11 protein-coding genes are annotated in these 15,440 nt (G+C 70.5%); 4 read left to right on the top strand and 7 right to left on the bottom strand.

Annotation, left to right across the window (positions count from 1 at the left end; translation table 11 throughout):
* The first annotated feature begins 3 nt into the window (after positions 1-3).
* Positions 4-936 carry a DMT family transporter gene (locus ACX12L_RS10345; RefSeq protein ID WP_459262460.1) on the top strand — a complete coding sequence of 311 codons (933 nt, stop codon included), beginning with the start codon at positions 4-6 and terminating at the stop codon, positions 934-936.
* A gap of 118 nt (positions 937-1,054) precedes the next feature.
* Here the strand turns inward: ACX12L_RS10345 and ACX12L_RS10340 are convergent, their stop codons facing one another.
* Genes ACX12L_RS10340 through ACX12L_RS10330 form a run of 3 tightly spaced genes read right to left on the bottom strand, consistent with a single transcriptional unit; the run spans position 1,055 to position 5,154 of the window.
* Complete coding sequence (locus ACX12L_RS10340) at positions 1,055-2,893, bottom strand: acyl-CoA dehydrogenase family protein (RefSeq protein WP_459262459.1); 1,839 nt, start codon at positions 2,891-2,893, stop codon at positions 1,055-1,057.
* 36 nt (positions 2,894-2,929) lie between these two features.
* Complete coding sequence (locus tag ACX12L_RS10335) at positions 2,930-4,156, bottom strand: CaiB/BaiF CoA transferase family protein (protein ID WP_459262458.1); 1,227 nt, start codon at positions 4,154-4,156, stop codon at positions 2,930-2,932.
* A gap of 29 nt (positions 4,157-4,185) precedes the next feature.
* Entirely contained in the window at positions 4,186-5,154 is a 969-nt protein-coding gene (locus tag ACX12L_RS10330) for a tripartite tricarboxylate transporter substrate binding protein (RefSeq protein ID WP_459262457.1), read from the bottom strand.
* Positions 5,155-5,286: 132 nt separating this feature from the next.
* Between ACX12L_RS10330 and ACX12L_RS10325 the strand changes: the two genes are divergently transcribed.
* The 3 genes from ACX12L_RS10325 to ACX12L_RS10315 all read left to right on the top strand — a co-directional run bounded on the left by ACX12L_RS10325 (position 5,287) and on the right by ACX12L_RS10315 (position 9,153).
* Positions 5,287-6,180: a LysR family transcriptional regulator gene (locus ACX12L_RS10325; protein WP_459262456.1), complete on the top strand. Its 894-nt coding sequence runs from the start codon at positions 5,287-5,289 to the stop codon at positions 6,178-6,180.
* 75 nt (positions 6,181-6,255) lie between these two features.
* Positions 6,256-7,449, top strand: coding sequence for a DNA polymerase Y family protein (locus ACX12L_RS10320; protein WP_459262455.1), 1,194 nt, complete (start codon positions 6,256-6,258; stop codon positions 7,447-7,449).
* Positions 7,450-7,590: 141 nt separating this feature from the next.
* A complete protein-coding gene (locus tag ACX12L_RS10315; protein WP_459262454.1) occupies positions 7,591-9,153 on the top strand; it encodes a methyl-accepting chemotaxis protein in 1,563 nt (520 codons plus the stop codon).
* Between the two features lie 16 nt (positions 9,154-9,169).
* On the opposite strand, the gene queF is transcribed toward ACX12L_RS10315, so the two are convergent.
* The 4 genes from queF to ACX12L_RS10295 all read right to left on the bottom strand — a co-directional run bounded on the left by queF (position 9,170) and on the right by ACX12L_RS10295 (position 14,913).
* The gene (queF, locus tag ACX12L_RS10310; RefSeq protein WP_459262453.1) at positions 9,170-10,015 is read right to left on the bottom strand and encodes an NADPH-dependent 7-cyano-7-deazaguanine reductase QueF; all 846 of its coding nucleotides are present in this window, start codon (positions 10,013-10,015) and stop codon (positions 9,170-9,172) included.
* Positions 10,016-10,073: 58 nt separating this feature from the next.
* Entirely contained in the window at positions 10,074-10,928 is an 855-nt protein-coding gene (locus tag ACX12L_RS10305) for a 2OG-Fe(II) oxygenase (protein ID WP_459262452.1), read from the bottom strand.
* Entirely contained in the window at positions 10,925-11,698 is a 774-nt protein-coding gene (gene yaaA, locus ACX12L_RS10300) for a peroxide stress protein YaaA (protein WP_459262451.1), read from the bottom strand. The genes ACX12L_RS10305 and yaaA overlap by 4 nt, the downstream gene beginning before the upstream one ends.
* A gap of 146 nt (positions 11,699-11,844) precedes the next feature.
* Complete coding sequence (locus tag ACX12L_RS10295; protein WP_459262450.1) at positions 11,845-14,913, bottom strand: Rne/Rng family ribonuclease; 3,069 nt, start codon at positions 14,911-14,913, stop codon at positions 11,845-11,847.
* Between the last annotated feature and the right edge of the window lie 527 nt (positions 14,914-15,440).

Below are 15,440 nucleotides of genomic sequence, written 5' to 3'. Positions count from 1 at the left end.
TTCATGTCCCTTCCCCCTGATACGCTCGCCTGGCTCTGGGTGCCGGTGGTGCTGTTCGCCGCCTTCGCCCAGACCCTGCGCAACACCGCCCAGCGCACGCTGACCCAGGAGCTGGGCACGCTGCCCGCCACGCTGGTGCGCTTTCTCTACGGCCTGCCGTTTGCCGCCGCCTGGCTGGCGCTGCTGTACTGGTGGCCCGCGCAGGCGCCGGCCTGGCCGCGGTTCACGGCAGCCTACCTGGGCTGGATCGCCCTGGGCGCGTTCTTCCAGATCGCGGGCACGGCGTTCCTGCTGCTGGCCATGGCGGAGCGCAACTTCGCCGTGGCCGTCACCCTGACCAAGACCGAGGTGCTGCAGGTGGCGCTGTTCGCCAGCATCTTCCTGCACGAGCTGCCCACGCCGCTGGCGCTGCTGGCCATGGCGGTGGCCACGCTGGGCGTGCTGATGCTGTCGCTGCCGCCGCGCGGGCAGCTGTGGTCGCCGTCGGCCTGGCTGAGCCGCCCGGCGCTGTATGGCCTGGCCTGCGGCGGCAGCTTCGCCATTGCCAGCGTGGGCTTCCGCGGCGGCGCGCTGGCCCTGGGGGCCGAGACGCCGTGGCTCTCGGGCGCCTGGGGCGTGCTGATCGCGCAGGCGCTGCAGACGCTGGGCCTGGGCGCCTGGGTGGTCCTTCGGAACGAGCGCGGCCTGGCGCCCCTGTGGCCCGCCTGGCGCCTGTCGCTGCTGGCCGGCAGCATGGGCGCGGCCGCGTCGCTGGCCTGGTTCACCGCCTATGCCATGCAGGGCGCGGGGCCGGTGCGCACGCTGGGCATGGTGGAGGTGGTGTTCAGCTACCTGGTGTCGCGCCGCGTGCTCAGCGAGTCCTTCACCCGGCCCGAGAAGGCCGGCATGGTGCTGATGCTGGCGGGGCTGATACTCATCTGCCTGCAGGGCATCTGATACGGATTTGCCTTCAACCGTATAGCGTTGTGGGGGCGCCTTGCCGTGCTGCGGCACTGTCTGCGGCGCCCCGCCTCGTTATCCGCCTGAATTCACATCCGTATGAGCGGCATGCGGCTCAGTGCACCAGTTCGGGCAGCTCGGCAGCCGCTGGCGCCGCGGCTTGGCGCTGCGCCGGAGCCAGCAGTTCCAGGGCTTCCTGGAGGCCGAGCCTGGCGCTGCCCAGCAGGGCGGCGTCGCGCGGGTGCGTCAGGGTGCCGGGTGCCGCCATGGGGTCTGCGGCAAGCAGGTGGGTGCGCAGCACGGCGTCGGCCAGCAGCAGCCGCCGGCCGTCCACGCCCGGCTGCGTGGCTTCCCAGGCCAGCAGGACGGCGGCGGCGGCGTAGTACACGGCGGAGGCCGCGCGGCGGGTTTCGTTCTCGAACTCGGGGCGGGTGGCCACGGTTTCGGCCAGTGCGATGGCTTGGTCCAGCGCATGGCCCAACTGGCGCGCCATGTCCGGCGCGCTGTGCTGCATGCCCTGCAGTTTCTCGCGCAGCACGGCCTGCAGGGCCAGGTGGGCGCGGTCCTTGCGCACGGCGCGGCCGATGGCGTCCAGCGCGTTGATGTTGCTCGTGCCCTCCCACAGGACGCCGATGTGCGCGTCCCGGATCAGGCGGGCATTGACGAAATCCTCGATGTAGCCGTTGCCGCCGCGCACTTCCATGGCGCCCGTGGCCACGGTGATGTTGTCCCGGCAGGTGCGCAGCTTGAGCAGCGGCGTGAGCAGCCGCAGCGCGGCCGCGGCCTGCTTGTCGCCCGCGTAGCCCTTGGCCATCAGGTCCGCGGTGGCCAGCGTCACGGACAGGGCGGCTTCGGTGGGCACCATGATCTTCAGCAGCTGGCGCTGCATCAGCGGGTAGTCCATCACCCGCTGGCCGAAGGCGTGGCGGTTGCTCGCGGCCTGCAAGGCCTCGTTGAGGCAGCGGCGCATCATGGCGGCGGCGCGCACCGCGTGCGACAGCCGCGAGAGGTTGACCTGCTCCATCATCTGCTTCAAGCCCCGGGTGGGGTCGCCCACCAGGTAGGCGAAGGCGCCTTCGATGCGCAGCTCGCCGCTGGCCATGCTGCGGGTGCCGAGCTTGTCCTTGAGCCGCACGATGCGGTAGCTGTTGCGGCTGCCGTCCTCGCGGTGGCGCGGCATGGCGAACAGGGCCAGGCCGCGCGTGCCGGCGGGGGCGTTTTCCGGGCGCGCCAGGATCAGCGCCACGTCCGCGTCCACGTGCGAGGAGAACCATTTCTCCCCGAACAGGTGCCACTGGCCGTCGATCAGCCGGGCCGTGGTCTCCACCTGGCCGACATCGGAGCCGCCCGCCTTCTCGGTCATGAACTGGGTGCCCTTCCACAGGTCTTCCAGCGTGTCGGCCAGCATGCGCGGCAGCAGCCGGGCCTTGAGCTCCTCGCTGCCGAACTTGCGTATCAGGTGGATGGAGGTGTCCGTCACGCTGATGGGGCACATCTGCCCGAATTCGGACTGCACGAACAGGTACTGGAACGCGTATTTGGTGGCGGGGGTCAAGGTACCGGGGTAGCCCATGGCGCCGGGCCGGTGCGTCATGGCGTGGAACTGGAATTGCTCGAACGCGATGTGCTCCATCTCCTGGTAGGCGGGGTGGTATTCCACCCAGTCCTCGTCCTCGCCCCAGCGCGAGCGCGCGTGCAGCACCGGGCCATGCTTGTCGGCCACGGTGGCCAGCTCGTTCAGGCGCCCGCCCGCCAGCTGGCCCAGGCGCCTGAGGTGCGGCAGGAAGTACTGCAGCTCGGCCTGCGGCACGTACAGCGGCAGCAGCTGCTGCAGGCCGGGGTCGATCTCGAAGAAATCCAGGCCGGCGCAGTCGGACGCCAGCTTGTCCGAGCTTTGATGGGACGTGGCTGGCCGCGGCTTGGCGAAGGCGCTGTAGCGGGGCAGGAAGGTCATGGCGGAATCTCCTTGTGATTAGAGGGTGGGCAGGCTTCAGATGACCCCGGACGCGCGCAGCGCGTCCTGCTGCTGCGGGGTCAGGCCCAGGCGCTCGCGCAGCACGGCGTCGGTGTGCTGGCCCAGCGTGGGCGGGCCGGCGGGGTAATCCAGGGGCGTTTCGGAAAAGCGCAGCGGGCTGGCAATGGCGCGGAAGGTGGCGCCGTCGTGCAGCGTGATCGGCGTCTCGATGCCACGGGCCCTTACCTGCGGGTCGGCCAGCGCCTGCTCGAAGTCGTTGATGGGCGCGCAGGGCACGCCGGCCGCATCGAGCCGCGCCAGCCATTCGGCGCTGGCCTGTCCGGCCATGGTGCGGGAGAGTTCCGGCAGCAGCGCGTCGCGGTTCTGCAGCCGGCCCGAAACCTTGGCGAAGCGCGCGTCCGCGCCCAGGTCGGGGCGGCCGATGGCCTGGCAATACGCCGCGAACAGCGCGTCGTTGCCCACGGCGACCACGATCTGCCCGTCCTGCGTGTCGAACACCTGGTAGGGCACGGCATTGGAATGGGCGTTGCCGTAGCGGCGCGGCAGCGTGCCGGAGGCCATGTAGTTCACCGCCTGGTTGCTGTTGAAGGCCATGGCGCAGTCCAGCAGCGCCATGTCCAGGTGCTGGCCCTTGCCGCTGCCCTCGCGCCACAGCAGCGCCGCCATCACCGCCACGGTGGCGTACATGCCGGTGGTGATGTCGGCCACGGCAATGCCCACTTTCTGCGGGCCGCCGCCGGGCAGGTCGTCGCGCTCGCCGGTGATGCTCATGAGCCCGCTCATGGCTTGGAACACGAAGTCGTAGCCCGGCTTGTGGCTGTACGGGCCGGTGTGCCCGAAGCCGGTGACGGAGCAGTACACGAGGCCCGGGTGGATGGCCTTGAGGTCCTCGTACCCCAGGCCGTAGCGTGCCAGGGTGCCGGCCTTGTAGTTCTCCACCAGCACGTCGCACTGCCGTACCAGGTCCCTGACCAGCGCCTGGCCCTGCGCGGTGGTGAAGTCGATGGTGACCGACTTCTTGCCGCGGTTGGTGGAGCCGAAATAGGCCGAATCGTGCCGCTGGCTGCCCGCGGCGGCCGGCATCCAGGGCGGGCCCCAGCCGCGGGTCTCGTCGCCCTGGCGCGGGCGCTCCACCTTGATGACATCGGCCCCCAGGTCGGCCAGGTTCTGCGTGCACCAGGGGCCGGCCAGCACCCGGGTCATGTCCAGCACGCGGTACTTTTGCAGTGGTTTGTCGCTCATGGTATGGGTGGTTCGCTGCGGGGCCGCCGTCATTCGGCCTTGATGCGGGCTTCCTCGATCACGGCCTTGTACTTGGCGCTCTCGTCCCTCAGGTAGGCGGCGAAGTCGCCCAGGTAGTAGCCCACGGGCTCGGCGCCGCTGCTGACCAATTGCTTCTGCACCTCGGGGGCGGCCATGATCTTCTTGATCTCTTCGGCCAGCCTGGCGAGCACCGGCTGCGGCACCCCGGCGGGCGCCACGAAACCCACCCAGGCCTGCATCTCCATGCCGGGGTAGCCCACCTCGGCCACGGTGGGCACGTCGGGCAGGGCGTCGGAGCGCTTGCTGCCCATCACCGCCACGGCCTTGAGCTGGCCGCCCTTGATCAGCGGCGCGCCGGTGAAGGCGGGCTCGAACGTCATCGACACCTCGCCCGCGATGGTGGCCGCCTTGGCCGGGGCGCTGCCCTTGTAGGGCACGTGCAGCACGTCGATGCCGGCGCGCGTGCGCAGCAGCTCGCCGGCCAGGTGGGCGCTCGATCCATTGCCGTACGAGGCATAGCTCAGGCTGCCCGGTTTGCCCTTGGCCAGTTGCACCAGTTCGGCCAGGGTGCTGGCGGGCACCTTGGGGTTGAGCACGATGACGCTGGGCGCCATCGCCACCAGCGCGATGGGGTTGAAGCTCTTGACGGCGTCGTAGCGCAGGTTCTTGTACAGCCAGGGGTTGGCGGACAGCGTGGCGTTGGTGGCCGCGAGCAGGGTGTAGCCGTCGGGCCTGGAGCCGGCCACGAAGTCCGCGCCGGTGATGGTGGAGGCGCCGGGCTTGTTCTCCACCACCACCGGCTGGCCCAGGCTGTCGCCGAGCCTTTGCCCCACGATGCGCGCCACCACGTCCGTCATGCCGCCCGCCGCGTACGGCACCACGAGGCGTATCGGCTGGCGCGGGTAGTCCTGGGCCCAGGCGGCGGTGGCGAACGGGGCGGCCAGGGCTGCGCCCAGCAGCATTTGCTTGATGTCCATGTCTTGTCTCCTGATGGTGTGTGTGGATCTGGCGTCCGGAGTTGATTCTTCTTGACGTGATCCATACCGTCCAATACATTTTTTCTGGTTATTTATCTAATTCGTGTATCAAAAAACCGGAGCGGGACAGGCATGGAACTGAGACAGCTGCGCTACTTCGTGGCCGTGGCCGAGGAGCTGCACTTCGGCAAGGCCGCGCAGCGGCTGGCCATTTCGCAGCCGCCGCTGAGCTTCAACATCGCCCGGCTGGAGGAATCGCTGGGCTACGCCCTGCTGCGCCGCAGCACCCGCGCGGTGGAGCTGACGGCGGCCGGCAAGGTCTTCTACCGCGAGGCCTGCCGCATCCTCAGCCTTGCCGACCAGGCCCAGGCATTGGGCGGCCGCGCCGCCAGGGGCGAGGCGGGCAGCCTGCGCATCGGGTTCGTGGGGGCGGCGCTGCTCACGCCCATGGCCGCGGTGCTGCGGCGGTTCGACCTGGAGCGCCCGGGCCTGCTCATCACGGTGCACGAGCTCAACAGCTTCGAGCAGATCGACGCATTGCAGCGCGAGCAGATCGACTTCGGCATCCTGCATCCGCGCGCCGTTCCGGAGGGCCTGCACACCCGCGTGCTGTACCGCGAGCCCTTCGTCTGCGCCCTGCCGGCCTCGCATCCGCTGGCGGGCAGGAAGGAGATCCGCCTGCGGGCATTGAAGGACGAATCCTTCGTGCTCTTTCCGCGCCATTTCTCGCCCGAGTACCACGACCGCATCATCGCCATGTGCGTGGCGGCGGGGTTCACGCCGCAGGTGCGCTACGAAGTGCGCGCCAACGCCACGGTGGCGTCGCTGGTGGCGGCAGGTTTTGGCGTGGCCATCGTGCCCCGGTCCGTTGGCCGCGTGGCGATCGATGGCCTGCAGTTCCGCCCCCTGGCCGGCACCCGCGTCGACTCGGAGCTCATAGGCGCCTGGCGCGGCGAGGACCACGAAAGCCTGATCCGCCCCTTGCTGGCGGAAATGGCGCTGCAATTGAAGGAAGGCGCATCATGATGCGCCTTTGCATAGCTCCCGGTTGCGTACTGCGTGCCAGATTCCTTGTTCCCGAAGCCCCATGATCCCGCGGCCATGATTGCCGAGCCCCGCCGCGTCGCCCACCTCGACATGGATGCGTTCTACGCGTCCGTCGAACTGCTGCGCTACCCCCAGCTCACGGGCCTGCCCGTGGTCATAGGCGGCGGGCGCCGGCAGCACGACGACGCGCTGGCCGCCGCCTATGCGGGCCGCCTGGCCGAGATTCCGCCGGCCGCGTTCCCGCGCCTGAAGGACTACGTGGGCCGCGGCGTGATCACCACCGCCACCTATGCCGCGCGGCAGTTCGGCGTGGGCTCCGCCATGGGGCTGATGAAGGCCGCGCGCCTGTGCCCCGAGGCCATCCTGCTGCCGGTGGACTTTGCCGAATACCGGCGCTATTCGCGGCGCTTCAAGGAGGTCATCCTGTCCATCGCCCCGGTGATGGAGGACCGGGGCGTGGACGAGGTCTACATCGACTTCACGCAGGTACCCGGCGGCCAGCGCGAGGGCGGCCGGGTGCTGGCGCGGCTGATCCAGAAAAGCATCCACGAGGCCACGGGCCTGAGCTGCTCCATCGGCGTGGCGCCCAACAAGCTCATCGCCAAGATGGCCAGCGAGTTCGACAAGCCGGGCGGCATCTCCATCGTGCAGCCCGGGGGCCTGCAGGCGCGCATCTGGCCGCTGGCCTGCCGCAAGATCAACGGCATAGGCCCCAAGACCAACGACAGGCTGCAGGCGCACGGCATCCATACCATCGGCGACCTGGCCGCGCGCCCGCGCGACTGGCTGGTGGCGCACTTCGGCAAGGCCAGCGGCGCCTGGCTGCACGACGCCGCCTGGGGCCGCGACGAGCGCCCCGTGGTGACCGAGAGCGAGCCGGTGAGCATGAGCCGCGAGACCACCTTCGAGCGCGACCTGCACGCGGTGAGCGACAAGGCGCTGCTGGGGGAGATCTTCACCACCCTGTGCCAGCAGGTGGCGCAGGACCTGGCCGCCAAGGGCTACAAGGGGCGCACCATAGGCATCAAGCTGCGCTACGCCGACTTCCAGACCGCCACGCGCGACCAGACCATAGACCAGCCCACGCGGGACGCCGCCACGATACGCCGCGCGGCCGGCCAGTGCCTGAAGCGCGTGCCGCTCACCAAGCGCCTGCGCCTCCTGGGCGTGCGCGTGGGCAAGCTGCAGCCGGACGACGGCGGCGCGCAGGCGGGCGACGGGGCGGCGGAAGAGCCCCTGTTGCTCTGACGCCCGTTGGGCTTTGATTTGAATCAAAGGCAAACGAAACGCCTGTAATGATTCATTTCAGATTCCTATACTGATTCGTCCTATCAATCGGCAAGCCCCGCTGGTTACCGCGGGGCTGCGCCGCCCTCTGCCGCCACAGCCATGCGCATCAACAACCCGGTGACCGACAACGAATACGATTTCCCGGCGGAAGAACTGCTGATGTCCACCACCGACAAGCGTGGACACATGACCCACTGCAATGCCGCGTTCGCCAGGGTCAGCGGCTACGGCATCGACGAATTGCTGGGGCAGCCGCACAACCTGATCCGCCATCCCGACATGCCGCCCGAGGCCTACAAGGACCTGTGGGCCACGATCGGCCATGGACGGCCCTGGAGCGGCCTGGTGAAGAACCGGCGCAAGAACGGCGACTACTACTGGGTGCGCGCCAACGTCACGCCCATCATGGTGGACGGCAAGCCCCAGGGCTACATGTCGGTGCGCGAGAAGCCCACGCGCGAAGCGGTGCGCGCAGCCGAGGCGCTGTACGCCCGCATCCGCAGCGAGCGCGAGGCCGGGAGCCCCACCTTCGTGCTCCATGGCGGCCAGGTGCGGCCCCTGGGCTGGCGCAACCAGCTGGGCAAGCTGCAGCGCGCCGGCTTCACCCTGCGCCTGGCGGCCATGCTGGTGCCCCTGCTGGCCGTGGCGCTGGCGCCCGCCCTGCTGGGCTGGGGCGGCGCGCAGGCGGCGGCCGTGCAGGCCGTGCTGCTGCTGGCCATGGCGGGGGGCATCCTCTGGCGCTTTCACCGGCGCATCGCCACCGCCATCGGCGATGCCCAGCGCCTGGCCCGCGGCCTGGCCTGCTGCAATCTGCACACCCCGGGCGTCCAGGCCGTTGGCCGCCATCCGCTGGGGCTGCTGCTCGAGAGCCTGCACCAGATCCAGATCAACCTGCGCGCCGTGGTGGGGGATGCGCGCAGCGAGATCGCCCAGTTCGGCGCCATCTCTTCCGAGATCGCCGTGGGCGCGCAGGACCTGTCGGCGCGCACCGAATCGCAGGCCAGCAGCCTGGAGGAGACGGCGGCCGCGATGGAGCAGATGGCGGGCACGGTGCGCCAGTCGTCCGAGTCGGCGCGGCAGGTGCTCGAACGCAGCGCCCACAGCGCCCAGCTGGCGCAGCGCGGCGGCCAGGCCATGGCCGAGGTGGGCGACGTGGTGCAGGCGATGGAGCAGTCCTCGCGCCAGATGGGGCAGATCATCGCCACCATCGAGAGCATCGCGTTCCAGACCAACATCCTGGCGCTCAATGCCGCCGTGGAGGCCGCGCGCGCGGGCGAGCAGGGCCGGGGCTTTGCCGTCGTCGCGGGCGAGGTGCGCGCGCTGGCGCAGCGCAGCGCCCAGGCAGCGGGCGAGATCCGTGGGCTGATCGGCCAATCCAACGCCAGCATCATCCGCTGCGTGCAGCAGATGCACGGGGCCGGCCAGACCATCGTGCAGGTGGTGGAGTCGGTCGGCCACGTGAGCCAGCTGATGGAGCAGATGGAGGCGGCCACGCGCGAGCAGGCCACGGGCATCGGCCAGGTCAACGATGCCGTCGTGGACCTGGACCGCATGACCCAGCAGAACGTCGCGCTGGTCGAGAAGTCGGCCGCGTCGGCGCGCGCGATGAGCAGCAACGCCGGCATCCTGGGCCGCACGCTGGACGTCTTCGAGATGCGCTGACCGGGCGGCTGCCCGGCTACTGCCGCGCCGTGCGCACGTTCGCGGGCATGGGCTGCGGGTGGCTGGTGCGCAGGGGGTTGATGTCCAGCCCGCCGCGGCGCGTGTAGCGCGCGTACACGGCCAGCTTGATGGGGCGGCAGCGCTGCCAGACGTCCATGAAGATGCGCTCGACGCACTGCTCGTGGAATTCGTTGTGGCCCCGGAAGCTCACGATGTACTGCAGCAGCCCTTCCTGGTCGATCTGCGCGCCGCTGTAGGCGATCTGCACGCTGCCCCAGTCGGGCTGGCCCGTGACCAGGCAGTTGCTCTTGAGCAGGTGGCTCACCAGCGTCTCGGTCACGGGGGCCTCGTCGTGGTGGGCCTTGAGCAGCTCGGGCGCGGGCTGGTACCGTGAGCATTCGATGTCCAGGCGGTCGAGCAGCAGGCCGTCCTGCTCGTGCACGCGCTCCTGCGCGAACAGGTCGGGCGTGACGAGGCGCACGCCCACGGTGCCCGCGGCGGAGGCGCCGCGCCATGCGGCCTCGCTCACGTCCTGGCGGATGCGCGCGCGCACCTCGTCCAGGCTCGCGAAGTGTGTGCCGTTGAAGCTGTTGAGGTAGAGCTTGAGCGACTTGCTCTCCACGATGTTCGGCGTCTCGCAGGGCACGGTGATGTGGGCGATGGCCACCTGGGGCTTGCCGCGCGGGTTCAGCCACGACAGCTCGTAGGCCGTCCACAGGTCGGCGCCGAAGAAGGGCGGGCTGCCCGCGATGCCGATCTCGGCGCGCTTGGGCGCGCGCGGCAGCGAGAACAGCAGCGATGCGTCGTACTGGTCGGCGTAGGCGGATGTCCTGCCGAGCTGGGATTGTTCCGGCGTGGTCATGGTTTGCTATTGGATTTGAAGCTTATGGCGCTTGCTGCGCAAGCGCTGGAGGCCGGTTTCACTTGAATTCCCGCTCGCGCAGCCACTTGGTGGCGATCCACTTCTCGCCCTCGATCACGGGGGCGCCGCCATGCAGCGTGCGCGAGCCGGGATGGGCGCGGCCGTAGCTGAAGAACACGGCGTTGCCCTGGCGCGGGCCGATCTCCAGCGGCACATCGGGGAAGGTGGTGCTGCCGCCCCTGACGGGGTCGTTCAGGTAGATGACCAGCGTGGCCACGCGCTGGCCGCCGCGCTTCAGGAGGCTGGGCGTGCCGGGCTCGGCGGGGTCGAAATAGTCGTAGTGCGGCTTGTACTCGGCGCCGGGGCGGTAGTGCAGCACCTGCAGGCCCTCGCCGTTCTCGAGCGGCCAGCGCACCAGGCGCGCGATGCGCGCCTCCAGCCGGGCCACGGCCTCGTTCTCGCCGCGCTGGAAGAACATGCCGTCGCTGGTGCGGTCGCCGTTCACCTCCTCGCCGCCGCTGGCGGCCTGCACGGTGAGCGAGCGCGCCATGCGCGTGCGCGCGGCATCGATGACGGCCTGGCATTCCTCGGGCGAGAGCAGGTTGCCGAACAGCACCACGCGCGGGCTGGCCATGGCCATCAGCACCTCGACCCGGCGGTCGCCCACGTCGATGAACAGCGGCGAGTCGGCGATGGGGGGCTCGGGCACGGGCACGGCGGGCGGCGGGTCCTTCTCCTGCGCCGCCGTGTCCAGATGGGCGCGCAGCACCTCCTCGACGGCCCGGACGGCGACATCCTCCGCCCAGCCGGCCTGGCCCATGGCCTCGATCAGCGCGGGCGCGGCGATGCCGGCGCCGGCCTGGTCGATGATCCACTGGCGCAGCGCGGGGGTGATGGTCTGTCGGGCGGTCATGGCGTGCGTCTGAACACCAGGCGGTCGGGCGCGGAGGCCCCGGGGTGGAAAGCATAGCCTTCGAGGTCGAAACCCTCCAGTTCGCGCGGGGTCGCGGCGCGCCGCTGTATGGCGTAGCGCGCCATGAGCCCGCGCGCGCGCTTGGCGTGGAAGCTGATGATCCTGTACTCCCCGTTCTTGTAGTCCTCGAACACGCATTCGACCACGCGCGCCTTGAGCGCCTTGCGGTCCACGGACTTGAAATACTCCTGCGAGGCCAGGTTCACCACCACGGGCGCGGGCCCGGGCGCAAGCCGCTGGTTCAGGTGCCCGGCGATGCGCGCGCCCCAGAACTGGTAGAGGTTGGCGCCCGCGTCGGTCGCCAGGCGCGTGCCCATCTCCAGGCGGTAGGGCTGCATCAGGTCCAGCGGGCGCAGCACGCCGTACAGGCCGCTCAGGATCGCCAGGTGCTGCTGCGCCCACGCCAGGTCCTCGGCCGAGAGCGTGCGCGCCTGCAGCCCCTCGTACACGTCGCCGTTGAAGGCCATCACGGCCTGGCGGGAGTTGGCGGCGGAAAAGCGCGGCCGCCACGCGGCGTAGCGCGCCACGTTGAGCGCGGCCAGCGGGTCGCTGATGGACATGAGCGAGGCGATCTGCTGCGGCGACTGCGTGCGCAGCACCTCGATCAGGCGCCCGGCCTCGGGCACGAAGGCGGGCCGCGTGTGCGGCAGGCCCTCGGGCAGGGGCGTGTCGTAGTCCAGCGACTTGGCGGGGGAGAGCAGGAACAGCATGCGTGACTCCAGCTGCCGGTCTTCAAGCCAAATCGGCTTCTAGCCCTTGTATATCAAGCGCTGGCAGCTCTGCTTTTTGATGATGAAACGAAACCGGGGGCTGTCGCCCCCGGTGCCATGGCGCGCGGCCGTGCCGCCGCGCGGCTTCAGGCGGCCGTGCCTTCCTTCTCGAAAGGCAGCTGCAGGTCGCGCAGGTCGCGGCGGGTTTCCACGAGCACCAGCGGGCCCTCGTCGAGCACGGGCGCGGGCGGCCGCTCGCGCGGCACGCGCACGGGCTTGGGCTCGGCGGCGATCGCGGCCTGGGCGGCGGCGATCTTCCCGGCGTCGGAGTTGACCCATTCCAGGCCCGATGCCTGCGCCACCTGGATCAGCGAATCCACGGGCAGCGTGAAGGCCTGCACGCGCGGCATGCCGCCGGCCGGTGCCGGTTCGGCCGGCGTGGCCGGTGCGGCGGCAGGGGCAGGGGCGGCCACGGCTTCGGGCGCGGCGCTGGCGGGCGCCGCCTCGGCCACGGTCGCGGCCTGCTCGGAGGCGGGGGCCGCCACCGGGGCTGCTGCGGGCTCTGCCGCTACGGGCTCGGCGATGGGCTCGGCAGCCGGTGCGGCAGCGGGCTGCGCCGAGGGTGCCGCGAAGTAGCTGCGGCGTGCCGGTTCGGACGCGGGCTGCGCGTCCACCGGGGCCTCGGCCGGCGCCGCGGGCAGGTCGAACTCCATCAGCGGGGCCTCGGGTGCTGCCTCGGCGGCACGCGGGCCGCGCTCGCCGCGTTCGCGCCGGTCACGGCCATAGCGGTCGCGCGAGCGGCGCTCGCGGCGGTCCTCGCCGCCGTTGGCGGTTTCGGGCGCGGCGGATGCGGTTTCGTTGGCCGTCAGGTCCAGGTCGGGCAGCGAGGTCAGCGGCGCCGTGTCGGCAAAGTCGCCGGCGGCGGCCGGGGCGTTTGCGTCGATGGTGCGTGGTCCGCGCTCGCGGCTGCGTTCACCGCGTTCGCCACGTTCGCGGCGTTCGGAGCGCTCGCCATTGCGCGGGGCGCGTTCGCCGCGCTCCTGCGCTGCCGTGGCTTCGGTGCCGCCCGCCGCTGCCGTGTTCACGGCTGCCAGGTCGCTGGCGGCCTGTGCTGGCTGCTGCGTGCCGCGCTCGCCGCGATCACGGCCGCCGCGGCCCTCGCGCGGCTCGCGCCGGCCCTCGCCCTCGGCGCGCTCGCTGCGGCGCTCGCCGTCGCGGCCATTGCGCGGCTCGCGGGTGTCGCGGCCCTCGGCCGGGCGCTCGCCGCGGCGGCCGCGGCCTTCGGTGCCGCCGTTTTCGCGGCTGGCGTCACGGGGGGCGCCGCGCTCACCGCCACGGCGGCTGCCGCGTTCGCCGCCGCGGCCGTCGCGGCGAGCCTCGCCACGTGCCGCCGGCTCGGCCGGCTGCGGCGCCGGCGTGGCCACGGGTGCGGGCGCGGGGGCAAAGCCGAACAGGCTCTTGAGCCAGGCGAAGAAGCCCTGCTCGGGCGCCGGCGCGGGGCGCGGCGGCTGCGCGGGCGCGGCGGCGCGCGGCTGGCCTTGGCCCTGGCCGCGTGCCGGGCCGCGGGCGGCGGCGGGGGCGGCTTCGGGGCGCGGCTCGGCCACGGGGGCGGGCGCGTCGGGCAGCACGCCCTTGATCACGGGCGTCTGCTTGTTGGTGGGCTCCTGCGAGCGGCGCGTGACGCGGGTCTGTTCCTCCTCCACGTCGGCCAGCTTGTAGCTCGCCTCCAGGCTTTCCAGGCGCGGGTCGTCGTGCTTGAGGCGCTCGAGCTTGTAGTGCGGCGTCTCCAGCGACTTGTTGGGGATCAGCACCACGTTGACGCGCTGCTTGAGCTCGATCTTGGCGATCTCGGTGCGCTTTTCGTTGAGCAGGAAGCTGGCCACCTCCACGGGCACCTGGCAGTGCACGGCGGCGGTGTTGTCCTTCATGGACTCTTCCTGGATCATGCGCAGCATCTGCAGCGAGAAGCCTTCCGTGTCGCGCACGTGGCCGGTGCCGTCGCACAGCGGGCAGCGGATGTGCGCGCCTTCGGACAGCGAGGGCTTGAGGCGCTGGCGGCTCATCTCCATGAGGCCGAACTTGCTGATGGCGCCGAACTGCACGCGCGCGCGGTCCTGGCGCAGCGCGTCGCGCAGGCGGTTCTCGACCTCGCGGCGGTTCTTCGATTCCTCCATGTCGATGAAGTCGATCACGATCAGGCCGCCCAGGTCGCGCAGGCGCATCTGGCGCGCCACCTCGTCGGCGGCCTCCAGGTTGGTGCGCGTGGCGGTTTCCTCGATGTCGCCGCCCTTGATGGCGCGCGCGGAGTTCACGTCCACGCTGACCAGCGCCTCGGTGTGGTCGATCACGATGGCGCCGCCCGAGGGCAGGTTGACGGTGCGCGCGTAGGCGGATTCGATCTGGTGCTCGATCTGGAAGCGCGAGAACAGCGGCGCGTCGTCGCGGTAGCGCTTCACGCGGGCGGCATGCTCGGGCATGACGTGCTGCATGAACTGCTGCGCCTGCTCGTAGATGTCGTCGGTGTCGATCAGGATGTCGCCGATGTCGCTGTTGAAGTAGTCGCGGATGGCGCGGATCACCAGGCTCGACTCCTGGTAGATCAGGAACGCGCCCTTGCCCGCCTTGGCCGCGCCGTCGATGGCGTTCCACAGCTTCAGCAGGTAGTTCAGGTCCCACTGCAGCTCGGGCGCGCTGCGGCCGATGCCGGCGGTGCGCGCGATGATGCTCATGCCCTTGGGGTATTCGAGCTGGTCCATCGCCTCTTTCAGCTCGGCGCGGTCCTCGCCCTCGATGCGGCGCGAGACGCCGCCGCCGCGCGGGTTGTTGGGCATCAGCACCACGTAGCGGCCGGCCAGACTGATGAAGGTGGTCAGCGCCGCGCCCTTGTTGCCGCGCTCCTCCTTCTCGACCTGGACGATGAGCTCCTGGCCTTCCCTGATCACGTCGTTGATGCGCGCCTGGCTGGGCGATACGCCCTCGGAGAAATACTGCTTGGAGATCTCCTTGAACGGCAGGAAGCCGTGGCGGTCCTCGCCGTAGTCGACGAAGCAGGCCTCCAGCGACGGCTCCACGCGCGTGACCACGGCCTTGTAGATGTTGCCCTTGCGCTGCTCGCGCCCCTCGATCTCGATCTCGTAGTCCAGCAGCTTCTGGCCGTCCACGATGGCCAGGCGCCGCTCCTCGGGCTGCGTGGCGTTGATGAGCATCCGTTTCATGATGCGTGTCCTTTTCGTTATGTTGTCTGGCGGGACTGCGCGCAGCGCCCCATCGGGGCTGCGCTGGCGTGTCCCGCCGGTGCCAAACCAATACAGGCTCTAGAAGAGCCGGGAATGCCTGGACTGACGCATCGAAACGAAGGGAATGGCCGGGATGCCTGCGGCCGCGCAGCCGTCTAGCTGCGCGGGCCGGGTGGTGGCGCGTGGATGGGGGCGAGCCGGAGCGGGCGCAGATGTACTACTGAAACAGTAGCTACTTGCGCTTGCCGGACGGGCGCTGCAGGCGATTTTCGTGTCCATGGCAAGGGCTGACGCCCGCGCCACAACGACACCATCCATGCCAGCAGTACCCACATGTTTTCGCTTTGATCCGCCGGCCGCCGCGCCCTGGTGGGGCGGGAGCCGGCTTGGAATTTCCGTATTCAGTGTTTCAATGTGTCAGCCTGCCGTGTGGCGTGCGGACCTTCGCAGGCATCCGGCCTGCAATTCGTGCGCACGACGCCCGTTGGCATCGACCATACCGCGCA

Source organism: Alicycliphilus sp. T452 (genome assembly GCF_054512775.1).
Note: the sequence above shows the minus strand (reverse complement) of the source record. Positions and strands in the feature narration are given on the sequence as shown.

Excerpts from the sequence above, each read along its gene's own strand:
- ACX12L_RS10345 (WP_459262460.1), top strand. The coding sequence starts at position 4 with ATGTCCCTTCCCCCTGATACGCTCGCCTGGCTCTGGGTGCCGGTGGTG.
- ACX12L_RS10340 (WP_459262459.1), bottom strand. The coding sequence starts at position 2,893 with ATGACCTTCCTGCCCCGCTACAGCGCCTTCGCCAAGCCGCGGCCAGCC.
- ACX12L_RS10335 (WP_459262458.1), bottom strand. The coding sequence starts at position 4,156 with ATGAGCGACAAACCACTGCAAAAGTACCGCGTGCTGGACATGACCCGG.
- ACX12L_RS10330 (WP_459262457.1), bottom strand. The coding sequence starts at position 5,154 with ATGGACATCAAGCAAATGCTGCTGGGCGCAGCCCTGGCCGCCCCGTTC.
- ACX12L_RS10325 (WP_459262456.1), top strand. The coding sequence starts at position 5,287 with ATGGAACTGAGACAGCTGCGCTACTTCGTGGCCGTGGCCGAGGAGCTG.
- ACX12L_RS10320 (WP_459262455.1), top strand. The coding sequence starts at position 6,256 with ATGATTGCCGAGCCCCGCCGCGTCGCCCACCTCGACATGGATGCGTTC.
- ACX12L_RS10315 (WP_459262454.1), top strand. The coding sequence starts at position 7,591 with ATGCGCATCAACAACCCGGTGACCGACAACGAATACGATTTCCCGGCG.
- queF (WP_459262453.1), bottom strand. The coding sequence starts at position 10,015 with ATGACCACGCCGGAACAATCCCAGCTCGGCAGGACATCCGCCTACGCC.
- ACX12L_RS10305 (WP_459262452.1), bottom strand. The coding sequence starts at position 10,928 with ATGACCGCCCGACAGACCATCACCCCCGCGCTGCGCCAGTGGATCATC.
- yaaA (WP_459262451.1), bottom strand. The coding sequence starts at position 11,698 with ATGCTGTTCCTGCTCTCCCCCGCCAAGTCGCTGGACTACGACACGCCC.
- ACX12L_RS10295 (WP_459262450.1), bottom strand. The coding sequence starts at position 14,913 with ATGAAACGGATGCTCATCAACGCCACGCAGCCCGAGGAGCGGCGCCTG.